Source organism: Shewanella marina JCM 15074 (assembly GCF_000614975.1).
GTDB classification, from domain to species: domain Bacteria; phylum Pseudomonadota; class Gammaproteobacteria; order Enterobacterales; family Shewanellaceae; genus Shewanella; species Shewanella marina.
On record NZ_BALM01000021.1, the window covers coordinates 1 to 15,680 of the forward strand.

General features: G+C 44.0%; 22 protein-coding genes. 19 read left to right on the top strand and 3 right to left on the bottom strand.

Going from position 1 to position 15,680, the window contains the following annotated elements; translation table 11 throughout:
• Positions 1 to 946 (top strand): YEATS-associated helix-containing protein (locus JCM15074_RS24385; protein ID WP_037469776.1); only part of this gene is annotated, 946 nt, incomplete at its 5' end.
• A 234-nt stretch (positions 947 to 1,180) separates the two neighbouring features.
• Here the strand turns inward: JCM15074_RS24385 and JCM15074_RS14480 are convergent.
• Genes JCM15074_RS14480 through JCM15074_RS24985 form a run of 3 tightly spaced genes read right to left on the bottom strand, consistent with a single transcriptional unit; the run spans position 1,181 to position 3,896 of the window.
• Positions 1,181 to 2,167 (bottom strand): phage portal protein, encoded by a 987-nt coding sequence (locus JCM15074_RS14480; RefSeq protein ID WP_025821905.1) that lies wholly within the window; start codon positions 2,165 to 2,167, stop codon positions 1,181 to 1,183.
• The gene (locus tag JCM15074_RS24980; protein ID WP_267880183.1) at positions 2,149 to 2,937 is read right to left on the bottom strand and encodes a phage terminase large subunit family protein; all 789 of its coding nucleotides are present in this window, start codon (positions 2,935 to 2,937) and stop codon (positions 2,149 to 2,151) included. Before JCM15074_RS24980 ends, JCM15074_RS14480 begins: the two co-directional genes overlap by 19 nt.
• On the bottom strand, positions 2,907 to 3,896 hold the full coding sequence (locus tag JCM15074_RS24985) for a terminase large subunit domain-containing protein (RefSeq protein ID WP_267880184.1): 990 nt from the start codon (positions 3,894 to 3,896) through the stop codon (positions 2,907 to 2,909). Before JCM15074_RS24985 ends, JCM15074_RS24980 begins: the two co-directional genes overlap by 31 nt.
• 179 nt (positions 3,897 to 4,075) lie before the next feature.
• Here JCM15074_RS24985 and JCM15074_RS14490 point away from each other — a divergent pair, with 179 nt between their 5' ends.
• The 18 genes from JCM15074_RS14490 to JCM15074_RS24395 all read left to right on the top strand — a co-directional run bounded on the left by JCM15074_RS14490 (position 4,076) and on the right by JCM15074_RS24395 (position 15,670).
• Positions 4,076 to 4,900 (top strand): GPO family capsid scaffolding protein, encoded by an 825-nt coding sequence (locus JCM15074_RS14490; RefSeq protein WP_025821907.1) that lies wholly within the window; start codon positions 4,076 to 4,078, stop codon positions 4,898 to 4,900.
• A gap of 10 nt (positions 4,901 to 4,910) precedes the next feature.
• Positions 4,911 to 5,912, top strand: coding sequence for a phage major capsid protein, P2 family (locus JCM15074_RS14495; RefSeq protein WP_025821909.1), 1,002 nt, complete (start codon positions 4,911 to 4,913; stop codon positions 5,910 to 5,912).
• Positions 5,913 to 5,920: 8 nt separating this feature from the next.
• The gene (locus JCM15074_RS14500) at positions 5,921 to 6,148 is read left to right on the top strand and encodes a hypothetical protein (protein ID WP_025821911.1); all 228 of its coding nucleotides are present in this window, start codon (positions 5,921 to 5,923) and stop codon (positions 6,146 to 6,148) included.
• 38 nt (positions 6,149 to 6,186) lie between these two features.
• Entirely contained in the window at positions 6,187 to 6,813 is a 627-nt protein-coding gene (gene gpM / locus JCM15074_RS22345; protein WP_234400242.1) for a phage terminase small subunit, read from the top strand.
• Positions 6,814 to 6,914: 101 nt separating this feature from the next.
• Positions 6,915 to 7,355 (top strand): head completion/stabilization protein, encoded by a 441-nt coding sequence (locus tag JCM15074_RS14510; protein ID WP_025821915.1) that lies wholly within the window; start codon positions 6,915 to 6,917, stop codon positions 7,353 to 7,355.
• Complete coding sequence (locus JCM15074_RS14515; RefSeq protein ID WP_025821917.1) at positions 7,352 to 7,828, top strand: phage tail protein; 477 nt, start codon at positions 7,352 to 7,354, stop codon at positions 7,826 to 7,828. Before JCM15074_RS14510 ends, JCM15074_RS14515 begins: the two co-directional genes overlap by 4 nt.
• Entirely contained in the window at positions 7,825 to 8,475 is a 651-nt protein-coding gene (locus JCM15074_RS14520) for a hypothetical protein (protein WP_025821919.1), read from the top strand. Before JCM15074_RS14515 ends, JCM15074_RS14520 begins: the two co-directional genes overlap by 4 nt.
• A gap of 4 nt (positions 8,476 to 8,479) precedes the next feature.
• Positions 8,480 to 9,580, top strand: coding sequence for a DUF2586 domain-containing protein (locus tag JCM15074_RS14525; RefSeq protein WP_025821921.1), 1,101 nt, complete (start codon positions 8,480 to 8,482; stop codon positions 9,578 to 9,580).
• Between the two features lie 30 nt (positions 9,581 to 9,610).
• The gene (locus JCM15074_RS14530) at positions 9,611 to 10,060 is read left to right on the top strand and encodes a phage protein (protein ID WP_025821923.1); all 450 of its coding nucleotides are present in this window, start codon (positions 9,611 to 9,613) and stop codon (positions 10,058 to 10,060) included.
• 8 nt (positions 10,061 to 10,068) lie between these two features.
• Positions 10,069 to 10,620 carry a pesticin C-terminus-like muramidase gene (locus tag JCM15074_RS14535; RefSeq protein WP_025821925.1) on the top strand — a complete coding sequence of 184 codons (552 nt, stop codon included), beginning with the start codon at positions 10,069 to 10,071 and terminating at the stop codon, positions 10,618 to 10,620.
• Positions 10,617 to 11,009: a 3TM-type holin gene (locus JCM15074_RS14540; RefSeq protein ID WP_051536914.1), complete on the top strand. Its 393-nt coding sequence runs from the start codon at positions 10,617 to 10,619 to the stop codon at positions 11,007 to 11,009. Before JCM15074_RS14535 ends, JCM15074_RS14540 begins: the two co-directional genes overlap by 4 nt.
• Entirely contained in the window at positions 11,006 to 11,266 is a 261-nt protein-coding gene (locus JCM15074_RS14545; protein WP_025821929.1) for a hypothetical protein, read from the top strand. The genes JCM15074_RS14540 and JCM15074_RS14545 overlap by 4 nt, the downstream gene beginning before the upstream one ends.
• A complete protein-coding gene (locus tag JCM15074_RS14550; RefSeq protein ID WP_025821931.1) occupies positions 11,263 to 11,529 on the top strand; it encodes a putative phage tail assembly chaperone in 267 nt (88 codons plus the stop codon). The genes JCM15074_RS14545 and JCM15074_RS14550 overlap by 4 nt, the downstream gene beginning before the upstream one ends.
• Positions 11,530 to 11,546: 17 nt before the next feature.
• Positions 11,547 to 11,723, top strand: coding sequence for a DUF6890 family protein (locus tag JCM15074_RS24390; protein WP_159105300.1), 177 nt, complete (start codon positions 11,547 to 11,549; stop codon positions 11,721 to 11,723).
• A 16-nt stretch (positions 11,724 to 11,739) separates the two neighbouring features.
• Positions 11,740 to 14,004, top strand: coding sequence for a phage tail tape measure protein (locus tag JCM15074_RS22350; RefSeq protein WP_025821933.1), 2,265 nt, complete (start codon positions 11,740 to 11,742; stop codon positions 14,002 to 14,004).
• Between the two features lie 43 nt (positions 14,005 to 14,047).
• The gene (locus JCM15074_RS22355; protein WP_267880187.1) at positions 14,048 to 14,344 is read left to right on the top strand and encodes a DUF2590 family protein; all 297 of its coding nucleotides are present in this window, start codon (positions 14,048 to 14,050) and stop codon (positions 14,342 to 14,344) included.
• Positions 14,325 to 15,512 (top strand): baseplate J/gp47 family protein, encoded by a 1,188-nt coding sequence (locus JCM15074_RS14570; protein ID WP_025821935.1) that lies wholly within the window; start codon positions 14,325 to 14,327, stop codon positions 15,510 to 15,512. The genes JCM15074_RS22355 and JCM15074_RS14570 overlap by 20 nt, the downstream gene beginning before the upstream one ends.
• Positions 15,512 to 15,670 (top strand): hypothetical protein, encoded by a 159-nt coding sequence (locus tag JCM15074_RS24395; protein ID WP_159105301.1) that lies wholly within the window; start codon positions 15,512 to 15,514, stop codon positions 15,668 to 15,670. The genes JCM15074_RS14570 and JCM15074_RS24395 overlap by 1 nt, the downstream gene beginning before the upstream one ends.
• Positions 15,671 to 15,680: the final 10 nt, after the last annotated feature.

Consider the following 15,680-nt stretch of genomic DNA (forward strand, 5'->3'; position numbering starts at 1 on the left):
ATCTCAAATAATTACGACTATTGCTGCAGTTATTTTTGCAGTAGTCTCTATTGCAATTTTGACTATTTTGTTTACAAACCCAAATGCTGAAGTAGCTTTATTTTCAATAACAACTCCTGAAGCTAAAGCTGTTGATGGCTCATCAATAGCTATGTGGGTTCATGCTCCTTTTTTTATGATGCTTATTTTAGGCTTGTTGGGGGGAGTACTTTCTTGGTTAACCTTTGATAATACTAGTAAGCTTTTTTCGAGAATATGTTGCAAGCATATTATTACAGGTATTCTAGCGACATTTATGGTGCCGCTTTTTTTACAAATGATTGGTAGTGGGTTGTTAGATGAAATTTCAAATACCCATAAACAATTTTATGTTTTCTTAGGGATATGTAGTGCTGCAGCATTTGTTGCTCAACGTTTTGCGACATCAATTTCCGACCAATTAATTAAAGATGCTAATAGAAAAGCTACACAAGCTGAGCAAAAGGCAGAAGAAGCTACGACAAAAACCTATGAGATTCATATTGAGCAATTAAAGCTTCAAGGTTCCATGCATATGATTAAGCATGAGTTTGAAGAGGCGTTAATATTAATGAATCAATATCTAGAATATAACCCAAAAGATTCTAATTCTTTATGTAGAAAAGCTTTTTGCTTAAAAAGAGTCGGACGTATTGAAAAGGCTTTAGAGGCTATCAATGCAGCAATCGGGAGCTTAGATAAGCCAAATGGAATATACTTTTTTAATAAAGCTTGTTATATGACTTTATTAGATAAAAATATAAAAGAGATTATAGAAAACCTTGAATTAGCTATACTTCATGGAGGAAGTGATGTTAAACAAGCAATAATCAAGGATTGTGACTGTGATCTCAAAGCATTGCTAGATAAACCGGAATTCATTAGCTTTTTGAAGAAGCATAATGTAGATTTACCCAAGCAAGGTTGAGTAAATGTAAATATTTTGTTTACCAATGTTGCGGTAAGATGTGATAACTAGTATAAGTTGACTCGTAGAGACTATTTAATTAGTAATTTTAATTTGGGTTTAATCGTTGTAAATGAGGCTGCATATGAAGTGCTATAAATTGTTAAGTGTTCGAGATATGGAACCACCAATTTTAGGTTAAATAAACGAGCTCAAATAAAACCGCCGGATTAAGGCGGTTTTTTAATATCTACGCTAAACATCAAACCTCAGCAATAGCTTATCTCGTACCTCATTATCCCTTGCCACTGCATCTTGTATGTCTAAGATGAGTGGCTTGGTTTCATTCTTATAATACACTTCATCGTAAGCGGTCGGATTGCCTAAACCACTGGTATTGACGGGGATAATGCCTGCGAGCCCAGGCGGGAAACAATGGGCGGTTAATACATCCTGGGCAGACACATTTTTGACATTTAAGAACTCATCTTTTGATTCAAAATTTCCGACGGGGATGATTTGAATGCCTTTGTCTTTGCCGTCAGGAATGTTGACGAATAACGAGCGAAAGTTACCCACGCCCTTAGAGTCTTGAATTTTTTGTTTGAGTTCTTGTTCGGTTTCAATGTCTAAATTTGGATCCGAGGTATACATAATAAACCCCATGTGAGCGCCATTAATATAGTACTTGCGGCGAAATAAGGTCGCATCTTCATTGAGCAATGCGGCTTGCAGTCCACCTAAATAATCAGGGCAACCATAAACCTGTTGTAGTGGATCATACTGTTTTATCCATATGACATCGTGAGCTTGGTAGTGTTTGAATTGGTTATCTCGTTCTAATACCACAGCCCCTTGATGACGAGTTGCGCGGGTGCGATAACTGGGTAACGGATATAAACGGATGACTTGACCAAAACCATTGCGCACTTTGAGTAGGGCGACATCACCAAACAAAATATAGTTATAAAAAGTGGCTTTGACCTCTTGCGCACTCATGCCACCTTTTATAAAACGGGCAACGGCCATATTGGCGCGGCTTTTGACGATGCCGCCATGTTGTGCGTTTCGGCGAGGTAAATTAGCCAATAAATGGCGATCAATAGGTGGCTCCCAATACTGCTGAAACTCATTAAAGTAGAGGCCGTCATAATCTGTTAACCAAGATTGCGGCATAACGGGTTCAGGTAACGAAAATACGACCGGTGATTTTTGTTGCTGCTTTAACTTGCGAGCGCCCATGTTGATGTTCCCCGTTGTGCATGGTTAATGGGTTCGTTAATGACGGCATGGGCGATGGCAAAAAATACATCGGCATGGCCTGTTGTTTGGTCACGTCCTGCTTTAAACGTAATGTTGTCGCCATTGGCGGTACTTGAACGGCGAATCGCTAAAAAGCTGGATGCGATATCTTTGTGGCTGACGTCCCATAAAATGCGGCGTGACTCAACCACATCAATCATTTTGAGGACTAAGCGCGTTTTACTGCTGACACTGTAATGAATGGCGCGGGCTTCACGTGGGTAAAGGGTGTTGATTAAATCAAATACGCCTGCACCAATGCCGGTGGTATCAACGCCAATATAAGTGACGCGATACTTACTGAATATTTTTTGGATCTCGGCTACATGATGTTGAAAGTTGAGGCCGCGCCAGTGGTGTTTTTCTAATACTCTAAATGGGTGCCCTGCTTGAATTGGCGGGGCGATAACCACTAACGTGGCATTGTCGCGGGTACGGCTTGGATCATAACCGAGCCAGACTTCAGCATTCGCAAAAGGTCGACTTTGTTTAGGTTTGAAGTCTCGCCAGCTGTGTTGGTCAATACCGCATTTTTCTAAGTCTGAGAACTTAAAGACGCAATCATTGCCATCAACAAAGATGCACATAAACAGGTTATTAAAATCATCACCATTGTATTCATCGCGCAGTTCGTTAATGTCGAATAGCTTACAGCCACCGGCGATGGCATCTTCAATCGTCACCACATAACGCCACTGTTTATCAGGCATAAACGGCCGCCATCACGTAATTCGTCTTGACTCGGAAACGGCACATGTTCGCGGTTTGCTTTACCTTTGCGCCAGTGATCCCCTGTCCAAAATCCATAAGCAGAATGCTCTTTACTCGATGGGGTAGAAAAGTAGGTTTTACGCCAATGTTTATGGGTTGCCATGGCCGAAGCAATTTTATTGAGTACATCAAATTTAGCGATCCAAAAGTACTCATCAATATAAACATGACCATGATATGACTGTGCTGTTTTACTGTTAGTGCTGAGAAAACGTAACTCAGCAGCGCCATGAGCTGTATTCAATACAATAGGGTTACCGCTTAATTCGACCTCAAAAAATTGCTGACTAATCGCAATAATATAACTGCGGAATACTTCTGCCTGAGCGCGTGACGCTGACAAGAATATTTGCGGTTCGCCTGTTAATACCGCTTGTTCAAAGGCTTCGCCTGCAAAGTAATAAGTGGCACCAATCTGCCGGCTTTTGAGGATGTTTCTAATACGCTGATGCAAATTAGCGTGCATGGTTTGTTGGTATTCAAACAAGGACTCATGCCAGGCACTAAAATCTTCAGCACTAAGATGGGACACATCATTTTTACGTTTACGCCCCTTTTTCTTAGTGGACAGATGTTCTGTATTGGTAGGCGTATTTGGGGTGGCACAGCTTGATTGTTGTCGCTGCTTTTTGAGTTTGACATGCTTTTCAATCAGCATGTCGAGCTCTTTAATTTGATTACCGGTTTTATCAGCAATGTCGGTCAGCATGACAATGCGGCGGGCAATCGCTTCATCAACTTCTTCTTCGCGCAGCATATCGCGCCAGCCATATTTATCAGCCCAGTAATAAATAGGCCGTGTTGATGGTAGCGCTAATTCAAGCCTAATTTCTTCAGGCGTAAAGCGTTTGATATAAAGCCGTTTAGCGGCTTCACGTAGCTCAATGCTATACGCCATATCGTCGATTAATCATCTTCATTTGTGCCAGTGTAGTCATTTGCATATAGGGTTTAACCTACTGAAATTATGATTAATTCTGATTCGTTGTTGTTTCCGAATAGGGGCGAGTTGTGCTTACTGCGAAAGGTGAAAAAAGTCACTAGGCTGATGTCATATCGAGTTAATTGAGACACGGCATGAGTCAACTGACAACAGATTGGATACGCGTTGCAACAGAAGGGGAAACATTCAGAAATGTACCCATTCAACGACAATGGTTAATTGATATTGCTGACAGTTACGAGCCGCTAAAGTATGGCGCTCGTATTTGGCCAGATCACCGTCGCTGGTATGGCGCTTGGGGTGATGTTGTTGCGGTTAAACGTGAAGAACATGATAAAAAATTAGTGTTATTTGCCAAGCTTTGCCCCAATCAACAATTGATTGCCGCTAATGAAATGGATCAAAAGGTCTATTCATCCATAGAGATTGAACCTAATTTTGCCGGCACAGGCAAAGCCTATTTAACGGGGCTTGGTGTGACCGATGAACCCGCCAGTTTAGGCACAGACCGTTTGAAATTTAGTGCTGACAGCCAACAAATTTATAGTGCACCGCAACCTTTAAGTTTGCGTTATCACAGTGATGTGAATGAGCCTTCTTCTGCCTTAATGCAGCTATTCGAAAAATTCTTTAGTCAATCCCAACAGCCAGTAGAGGACAAACCTCCCATGGAACAATTAACCACGTTGATTGAAAAAGTGGATGCCATTGCAACGCACTTAACTGAGTTAGATAGCAAAGTTGAGCAATTCTCTGTGCAGCCAACGCCACCACAAGGTGATGCAACCGATTCTGATGATGCGAGCGATTCAGCACAATTTGCTCAATTAACTGAGCAAGTATCGGCATTAGCCACTCAGTTGGGCGAACTGAACCAGAAGTTTTCAACGCTTCAACAAGAACAACCCAACCAATTGCCAACACCTGAAGGTAATGGCGATTTCGTGACATTAGTGTAAGGGCCTGATTATGCAACTCACTCAAGCAACACGAACTGGGCTTCAACAATATAGTACAGCGTTGGCTAAATCTTATGATGTAGACAACGTTAGTAAGATGTTTGCCATTCAAGGCCCGCAAGAAACACGTTTAAAAAATGCGTTATTAAATGCCGTTCACTTTTTACAACTCATCACCCTTGAAGATGTTGACCAAATTAAAGGCCAAGTGGTGAGTGTTGGTGGCAATGCGATTGCTACTGGTCGTAAGAAAAAAGGCCGTTTTAGTTCAAAGCAAAGTGTTGACGGTAATACCTATGAGCTTATTGAAACTGATTCCGTTTCTGAAACCTCTTGGGAACTGTTATCAGTGTGGATTAACTCTGGTTCAACCAATGAGTTTATGCGCCGTTTAAGCCAAAACACCACATTACGCTTTGCATTAGATATTTTACGTATTGGGTTCAATGGTACCAGCGCGGCGGTTGATACCGACCCTGAAGCATTTCCGATGGGTGAAGATGTCAACAAAGGCTGGCATCAGTTGGTGAAAGAGATAGCACCCGAGCAGATTGTGACAAGTCCAATCGTGTTTGATCCTAATGGTGGCGGTGATTATAAAACGTTAGATGCCATGGCGGTTGAGTTAAAGAACTCGCTTATCCATGAGTCATTAAGAACCGACCCTCGTCTTGTTGTTCTGGTGGGGAGTGACTTAGTCGCAAGTTCACAAACACATATGTTGAATGCTGCAGATAAACCTACTGAACAAGTGGCCGCCATGAAGATGGATAAAAACATTGGTGGCATGCATGCCTATACTCCGCCGTTTTTCCCAAGTAAACGCATGGTAGTGACCACGCTTTCTAACCTGCATTGCTATACCCAGCGCGGTACCCGTCAGCGTTCAGCTGAAAATATTGATGACCGTAAACAGTGGGAAGAAAAGTATTGGCGTATGGAAGGTTATGCCATTGAAGAATTTGAAAGCTATGCCGCGATTGATGAGTCAGCAATGACGATTGCGGAATAGGGGGCCATATGGGTGTGATTGCAGATTTTAGACATCGAGCAATAGCGAAAGCCAAAGGCAAAGCTAAGCCATCAACACAAGATGTTGAGTCGATTAGCCTTGCTGCGGCACAAATTAATGATGCTGCAGATGAAATTCAAGAGGCGGCAGCGGAAGCAAAAAAGCCGGCGGCGCGCTCATCCTCGCGTGGAAAGAACAGCAAAAAGTCAAAACGCAGCTCGAAAAAATCAGATTAACGGGCAACGTAGACACCGCGCCAAGTTTGCATTTGCAGTTGCTTGAGTTAGAAGCCGATTTAGCCAAGCTCAAGGCGATGCCAAGACGGCAAGATAAGGTGAGTTATAAACGTGATGAGTTATTGCCTAAATGGATGCCGATTGTGCGTGAGTATTTGCAAGCGGTTAACACGAAAGAAGTGACGGCATATGACCATCAAATTTTTGCTTATAGCGTGGTGTGGTTGTTTGATGTGAGCAATTACCAAGAAGGGATAGCGATGGGGCTGACGGCCATTAAATTAGGTCAACCCATGGCAGGCAAAATTAAACGCAACTGGCCCAGTTTTATGGCAGATACCATTTATGACTGGGCAGAAAAACAGGCTGAAGCAGGCAACAGTATTGAACCTTATTTTAGCCAGTTATTTAAAAAGGTCAGACGCGATTGGCGTTTACCTGAACAGATAACAGCAAAGTATTACAAGCAGGCAGGGTTATCACTATTACGCAATTTACATGGCGAAGTGAAACCGAGCGAATGTGGTGATGCCACCGTACTTGAACAAGCTGATGAGTTATTGGCAAAAGCCGCATTAATTCACGACAAGGTACAGGTTAAAACCATGAGGAACAAAATAGCGATGCGCTTGCGGGCATTAGCCGATTATCAAGCGCAGCACTAGAGAGGCTCCCACCCCTCCAGTGCATTACCGGAGTGATTAACGGGTGACCGCTAATAACCACTGTGATGGTAACTGCACTGAATCTTTTTAAGAGGCACAGCATGACGTTTGGATATGAAGCACCATTACAAAACGACATCGCCATTACGGTGGCAACAGGCTGGCCGACACTTACAACGGCAGAGTTTCGAGCCGTGCGCCGTATACCTGAACAATACAGTGAACAGGCATTAGCTGACTCGCTGGCGCGCTCAAGTGAAGAAGTTCGCCAACAAATCATGGCATTTAGTTTACGCCAAAGCGTGCCCTTTTTAGTGGGTGACACTGTGCAATTTGATGAGCCGCAGCTGCGTATCTATCGCGGTGCTGTGTATGCGCGAAGCCATGCGGATTTACTGGGATATTTTGCCGCAGTTGATATGAAAGAAGCGGGCAATAACAAGGCTCAAGATGATGAGCAACAAGATATTTTATTAGCCCAAAGTAACCGTGGCGTGCGCTTGTTATTGGGGCATGGTCGTTGTGGGGTGCACAGCTTATGAGCCAAGCAACGACGCAATTACAGTGCCTAACAGATTTCCTATTAAGCCAGCTTTCAACTGTGATTAAAGCTAATGATATAGATGCCTGGCAAGAGCATGGCGAGTTGCATATTACGGGTGAAGATAAAGGCGCCAATGGTTATTTACTGGCGAAGTGGCAGCATACTGCAGTGATTGCGATTGAGCGTTTTCCACATCGAAAGTGTAACCCTTATAACGTGTTCGCATTAGTGGCGGCTTACATGATAGATACCCAACCACAAACCGATACCGCGCCTCAGTTTGATATTGAAGTGATCAGCAAAGACCACGCTCAAATATTAATTGAAGTTGAACTCGTTGATGACATCGAGGTGACGCCTAACGAGCACGGTTGTGTGTTGTTCCAGGGCCAGCATTATCAAGTGGAACAATCTCCGATTTATGTCGCAGAAACACTCGATACCAAGGTGAGTATTAAGGGGGATGAATGAGCTTAGTCATTGCCCCAAATAAACAACAAGCATTGTCAATGAAGCAGCAATTACAGCTATTGGCATTACCGACAAACAAGCGAGTGTTGTTACTTAAAAAATTAGGCCGTACTCAGCGAGCTAAAGCGCTTAAACGTATTCGGCAGCAAAAGACCGTTGATGGTCAATCATTCACGCCGCGAAGCAATGGCAAAAAACAAAAGATGCTAAAGCGACTTGGGCAAGGCTTAGAGCCTTATGTAATGAGTGGGCAACGGTTAGAGCTCAAACACAAGAAAGCGTTTACAGGGCGTATTGCTGCGTTTCAGCAATCAGGTGGACGTGAGCAAATGTCAGCTAGAGATATGGCGCGTATTCATGGCAAACCCGACTACGAAGCACCATGCAGCCGATCTCAAGCCAAGGCGCTTGCGACTGAAGGGTATCGCGTCAAACGTGCAAAAGGGCATGGTTATCGTAAAGCCAGTATTAAAGAGCTGATGACGCGATTTTCACAAGGCCAGGCCGGATTCATTTTACGCAAATTGCGCAATAAACGCAGTCAATCAAGCTGGTCTGTTGCGGTACCGGCGCGACCATATTTAGGTGATGCACCTGCGAATGTGCAGGCTGAGATTGCCACACTGTTAAGTCAGATAAGAGGATAATCCCATGGCATTAGGTGAAGTGACCATTAACAATCAAAACCAAGGGCAAGGTGAAGTGCAAGCCATTGAACGTCACTTTTTGTTTGTGGGACGTGCCGGTAATGATGATGAGCAAAGCCAGTTGTTTTCGGTGAATGCACAGTCAGATATTGAAGCGTTATTTGCCGAGAGTGAATTGCGTCAACAAGTGATTGCCGCGCAATTGAACGCGGGGCAAAACTGGACAGCGGCCATTTACCCATTGGCCGAGGGTGAAAGCATTGATACCGCAATCGCCTATGCAAATGAAGTACAGAGTTTTGAGTCTGTGGTGGTGTGTGATGTACAGCAATCTGCAGAGGCTATTCAAGCGATTTCGGACAACGTTTTAGGTTTGCAAGGTTCACATGGGCGTTGGTGTTCTGCATTAGTGGCATTGCCCGGTATTGATAATCAGACCTGGACCGAATACGAAAGTCAGATAATTGAACTGGTTGATGAACTGGCGTTGCCGTTAGTGGTTCCAGTCCCTCAATTACATGGCAATAATGTGGGTGTACTTGCAGGACGTTTGTGTAATCGCAGTGTGAGTATTGCTGATTCACCTATGCGAGTGGCTACAGGTGCAGTGGCAGGGTTAGGAATACAGCCTAAAGATAAACAGCAAATGCCGTTATCACTGGCCACATTGCATACGCTGGCAAAAGCGAGGTTAAGTGTGCCGCAATGGTATCCCGATTTAGCCGGTATTTATTGGGGAGATGGCTCAACACTCGATGCACAAGGCGGTGATTATCAAGTCATTGAAAATGTGCGAGTGGTGCACAAAGCCAGTCGAGAAGTCAGAGTCCGTGCGATTTTGCGTATTGGTAACCGCATTCTTAATTCGACCCCTGCCAGTATCGAACTTAACAAAGCCTATTTTATGAAGCCATTACGCGCCATGAGTAAAACCGTGACTGTGAATGGTGTGCCGTTCCCTGGTGATATTAAGCCACCACAAGAAGGGGATATTGCCATTGTTTGGATGAGTAAAACACACGTCACCATTGCAATGGTTATTCGTCCATATAACAGCCCTAAATCTATCACGGTCAATATCATGTTAGATCTCAGTACGCTGTAACCGACACTAATGACATTAGGAGATGAATCGATGCGTTTATCTGGTATGAATTTTAGAGTGCACATGGGAGACACCATGGTGCATGTCGACAGCGCATCGGTCACGATTACCGATAACAGTGCTGTTTCACTGACTGCGGGTGTGCCGGATGGTGCCGTTGATGGCGATGTATCGGCCAGTGGTGAACTAACCGTTAATGCCGCAAATTTTAAGCTTGTGAGTGAACAGGCAAAAGCCGCGGGTGCATGGCGTGGGATGGAGAACTTTGATATCCAGTTTTACGCCAAAACATCACAAGACGAAACCAAAGTTGAGTGCTTTGGATGTCGGATCAAACTCAGTGATTTACTCGATATTGATAGCAAAGGGGGCAATGCGAGCTTATTTAAAATTCCTTTTGACGTCACCAGTCCAGACTTTGTGCATATTGATGGTGTGCCTTATCTGCGCCCTGATGAAATAGAGCACATTGTGCAATAGGACTCACAATGCGGATGACTCGGGTTAATTTTGCATTTATCACCGTACTTGAAGGTGGCACCGCATTACATGGATATGTTCCTGATGCGGTGCATTCTCAGTCAGGTGTGACTATTGCCACAGGATTTGATTTAGGTCAGCGCAGTGTGGATGAACTCACCCAGTTATTACCGCAACCGTTAGTGCAAAAGCTTGCGCCTTATTGTCATTTAAAAAAACAGTCTGCCATTGATGCGTTATGTCGCTTTCCACTTGAACTCACCCATGATGAAGCTGAAGTGATTGATTTGAATGTTAAGCATCAGATGTTAGCGATATTAAAGAAAAGGTATGACCGAGCATCGGCAATCTTCTTTTGTATGCTCCCCGAACAAGCGCAAACCGTGATTGCATCAGTAGCATTTCAATATGGTGACTTAGCCAAACGATGCCCACGTTTTTGGGGCTTTGCTGTGACACAAAACTGGGCAGCGATGGAGTCTGAGTTACGTGAATTTGGTGACCGATATTCGACGCGACGCATACGTGAAGCAAATTACTTGAGTGTAAGGAGTGAATGATGGGTTGGTTTTCAACAGTGTTTGGTAGTAACCCCATTGAAGCTATTGGCAAAGCGGGGGACGCGTTGTTCACTTCAGATGAAGAACGTCAGCAACTTGATAACGAGTTAGTTGAGTTAAAACAAAAGCCGCTATTGATGCAGGCATTAGCCAATACGATGGCAGCACAACATCGTTCGGTATTTGTGGCAGGCGCTCGACCATTCTTGATGTGGGTGTGTGGCATTGGTTTTTTATTTGCCTTTGTGATTAACCCCATTCTGCAATGGATATGGCCTGATGTAGGGACGCCAGAATTGCCATTAACCGTGATGATGGAATTGACCTTAGCCATGCTGGGATTAGCGAGTTTACGCACCATTGAAAAAATAAAAGGGGTGGCTAAATGAATGTAGTAGCCAACTGGTTAATGGTAGCTGTCGCGGTAACAAGTCTAGTGCTGAGTGTTTGTATTCCCATTTTAGTGGGATTGTTTAACAGCCATAAAAAAACGGCCAAAGAACTCAGTGAGCATCGTACCCATGTTGCTGAAAAATATGCCACCAAAGATGACGTGAAGTACCTCGGTGACAGGATGGAACGGCAAATGAAAGATGGCTTTAACAACATTAAAGAAATATTGATGACCCATAAGGATGACGTATGAAACAGACCATTGTATTGAGCATTGCTAACACAGATTTTTCATTCAATTTAACCGTGAATGATCATGCCGATTACGTTGATGCGATTGCCCGTGGCGGTTCGTTATGTGGCGCTTCTCATAATTTTGCAGCGCGTACGGTAGACACCAAACAAAAAGAAGCCTTGATGACATTATTAGAACAATCACCAGGTGCAGAAGTACAAATTGCAGGGGCGTTAAAAGGTGAGTTTTCACCAGTATTGGACATCACAGTAAAAAAATAACTGCACTGGTTGATGCGATGGAACACAACCAGTTTGAACAGATGTTAGCGATAAGACGGCATTTATTACCCCATGAAGATGATAGCGAACGCTCAATCGCAAGAGCTTTGTGGTTACATAAAAGCCATTTAGAACACCTTGAAATTGTAACGGCCAATGGCGTGAATCGTGCGTTTACAGGCAATACAACTTAGCGAGGCTTAATACATTATGAGTTTACCCAAACCGTTAATGTTTACTGTGGGGCTAATTGACCAAATTACTCGGCCTATTGCCAAAATCAGTAAAAACTTAACGGGATTAACAGAGAACTATCAAGCCGGTACCATGCAAATGGCAACGGGCATTGGTGGTATTGCTGCGTCAGGGTATGCGCTTCAAAATGCATTAATGCCAGCCATTGAAATGGATAAAGCACTAGGCGAAATTGAATCGCTAGGTGTACGTCAATCAGGGTTAGAAACGCTAGCCAATACCTCATATGACTATGCATTAAAATACGGCAAATCTTCCACTGAGTTTGTACGTTCAAGTTATGACATTCAATCAGCTATTGCCGGACTTAATGATGCAGACCTCTCACAATTCACCCTTGCATCAAATGTATTAGCCACAGCGACTAAAGCAGATGCAGCTACTATCACCAATTACATGGGCACCATGTATGGCATCTTTAAAAATGATGCGTTGGCGATGGGCAAAGGTAATTGGGTAAAGCAAGTGACGGGGATGACTGCCAGTGCCGTACAAGCATTTAAAACCACAGGCGCTGAAATGTCTGGTGCATTTACGGCAATAGGGGCTGAAGCAAATAGTGCTGGTATTAGCATGAGTGAGCAAATGGCCGTGCTTGGTACCTTGCAAGCTACGATGTCAGGCAGTGAATCAGGTACCAAATATAAAGCGTTCTTAGCCGGAGTCGGTAAAGCACAGAAAGCGTTAAATCTGAGTTTTGTTGATGCAAACGGCAGCCTATTACCGATGGTGGATATTCTCAATCGCATTAAAGGTAAATTTGGTGAAACGTTTGATGTGGCTGAAAGTGATGCATTAGCCACCGCATTTGGCTCAAGTGAAGCCGTAGCCACAGTTAAGCTATTAATGAGTGATATTGATGGTTTAGCGGGGTCAATAGATGACTTAGGCAAAGTAAAAGGCATGCAACAAGCGGAGATTATGGCCGCTTCAATGACCGACCAAAGCGAGCGATTAACGCAATCTTGGTATGTCATTCGTGCGGCATTAGGCACGGCAGTATTACCGGCATTTAATGACTTTGTGAGTAAAATTGCGGATATGGGGAAAGATGTATTGTGGTTTGCTAATACCTTTCCTAATTTAACCAAATATTTAGGATATTCTGCCATTGCATTATTAGGGGTAGTTGCCGCCGGTGGGGCATTTACTGTGATGATGGGCCTCGGCAAAATGGCTATGACAACCTATGGTGTTGCGGCTATGGCCTGGGCTGGCATTAATGCATTACTTACATCAGGATTAGCCAGTTTACGAGCCGTGATGTTGGCACTAAATATTGCGATGTATGCCAATCCTATAGGCTTATTAGTGGCGGGCATTGCGTTAGCCATTACTGCTGTGAGTGCATTGATTTATTACTGGGATGACCTTGTTGCTGTGATGTCTAAATGGCAGTGGCTTCAACAGTTAATGGGCTGGTTCAATCAGGTATGGATTAATTTGAAAAATGGCGCCATAGATACGATAAATTGGATCATCAATAAGCTGAATTTATTGCCAGGTTTCGAGATTGATGTCATTTCTAAAGTTGATGGGATTGCGCAGCCAATGGCGCTACCGCAGTGGATGCCACAGCAAACAAAAGCGGAAGTGATTAATGGGCCGTGGTTACCTGAAGCGGCAAATGATCCCGTTTCACCCTATACATTTAATCATTCACAAAACCATATTGCCCAGCAACGGCTTGAGCTAGTTAAGCCTAATCCTTATGCGCCTGAACCCCTCACGCAATCCTTAAACGTGAGCCGTTCGCCAATCCCTGAATATCAACCAAGTCCGATGGCGCAGCAACTTGAGCTAGTTAAACCTACCCCTTATGCGCTTGAACCTCTTACACAATCGTTAAACGTGAACCGTTCGCCAGTCCCTGAATATCAGCCAAGTCCGATGGCGCAACAACTTGAGTTAGTTAAACCCGCAGCCTATTCAGTCGAGCCAATCACTCAACAGTTACAAGTTAAGCGTGACATTCCAGCACCTTATTCGCCTGAAGTGCTTAATCAAGAATTGAATATAAAGCCGAGTATGGATGAGTCGGTTAACCAAGTGATCCATCCTCGTTTTGATAAACAAGCGGCAAGCCGTGCGCAAGCTAGTCGTGTCGCAAACCAAGGCCATCAAAAAACAGTGAGGTTTGGCGATGTAAATATTCATCATCCACCCAAACATTTCAGCCTTGCAGAGCTAGCAGAGCAGCAGGAGTTGATGACCGGATGACTGATAAAAAGTATCGCGACTTATTGATTGTAGAGGGCAGTTTATCGCTCGACGTTGGGGCGCAGCGTCATTAACAGATTCACGTGCCAGTATTGCGCAAGACGTAAAGCATTTACTGATGGAATCAGGGCTAGTGTCAAAGCTATTAGCGCAGCGCAGTTTAACCTTGCGTAGTGATGTTTATACAGAAATGGAATTGCTAATTGAAACTGATACTCGGTTGGTACCAGGTTCAATTGAGTTAGACACAAATCATGCAGAACTCATCACCATTACCGCCACCACATATGAGTTTGGCCAATTAAAAACTGAGGTGAGTTATGTCGCGCCCACACGTTAACTTTGAAAAGGTATTAGCCAAACAAGGTGTGCCAACAACATCAAAAGAGGTGGCGACATTACTTGAGCAGGATGTGCAGGCGGCCAACTCAATTATTAGTAATGACAGTGCCATGAGTCCATTTTGGAAACTGTTTTCGGCTTGCGTGGTGACGCCAATACTTTGGTTAGTTAAAACATTATTAGCCAAGCATGTGTTGCCCGCCATGTTCGCGGCAACAGCAACCGATATTTACCTAGAATTAAAAGCTTGGGACGTTGGCCTAAAGCGTAAATCAGCAGTGAAAACACAGGGCAATATCACCTTTACTAAAAAAGCTATTGATACTGATATCACCATAAAAGCAGGGACGGAAATTCACAGTGATAGCCGCTTAGGTGGACGGTATGTGTTAAGGGTGTTGCAAGATACCATCATCGCGCCAGGCACACTTAAAGGATTGGTGGCATGTGAGGCAACCGAGGCAGGAGAAGGGCATAATTTAGCGTCGGGTTATTACCATACATTGGGCACTGCCATTGACGGCATTGCGAGCGTAAGCAATGAAGGCGATTGGATTACCACAACAGGGGCTAATCAAGAAACTGATGAAGAATTGGCTCTGCGTATACGTGACCAATTTGGCAGTGTAGGACATTACCATATTGATGCCGTATACCGTGGGGCAATAGCCTCTTTTGCGGGTATTCGTAGTGATTTACTTTACTTTGAACACAATGCCCCGCGTGGGCCAGGCACGGCGAATTGCCATGTCATGATGGCCGTAGGGGAAACGCCCCAAACCATGATTGACCGTATTAATGATTATCTACATGCCCAAGGGCATCACGGTCATGGTGATGATTTATTGGCAATGCCAATTCAATCTGTGCCAGTCGATTTATCAGTAGATATTTGGCATAGCAGTAATTTAAGTGCTGAGGACATCAGCACACTAATTAATGATATTGAGTCGCGTATTCGTGCAGCCTTTCGAGAGTCAGACCGTCACGCATCTATCACACGAACTGCACCTCAAACTACCTTTGTGTTTTCACTGCTCAGTAGTGAGTTACATTCTTTGTTACCTGATTTACAAAGTGTGCGTTGGCACCTTAATGACCTACAAAATGGGCTTGAGCTTCCGCGAATTAATCAATTGATGATTCATAATCGAGGGGTGCGCTAATGACAGATAAAAGCCCTAAATTACCGCCGTTATCACTACCATGGTGGATGGATGGCGAAACATTACCAAGCAGTCCTGAAGCACAAGAACCCGCATTATTAAAACAGGAATGCAGGCTTTTTGGCAGCGTGTTCGCCGTTGGTTTATTTGGCCGCTAGCGCAAAAAGA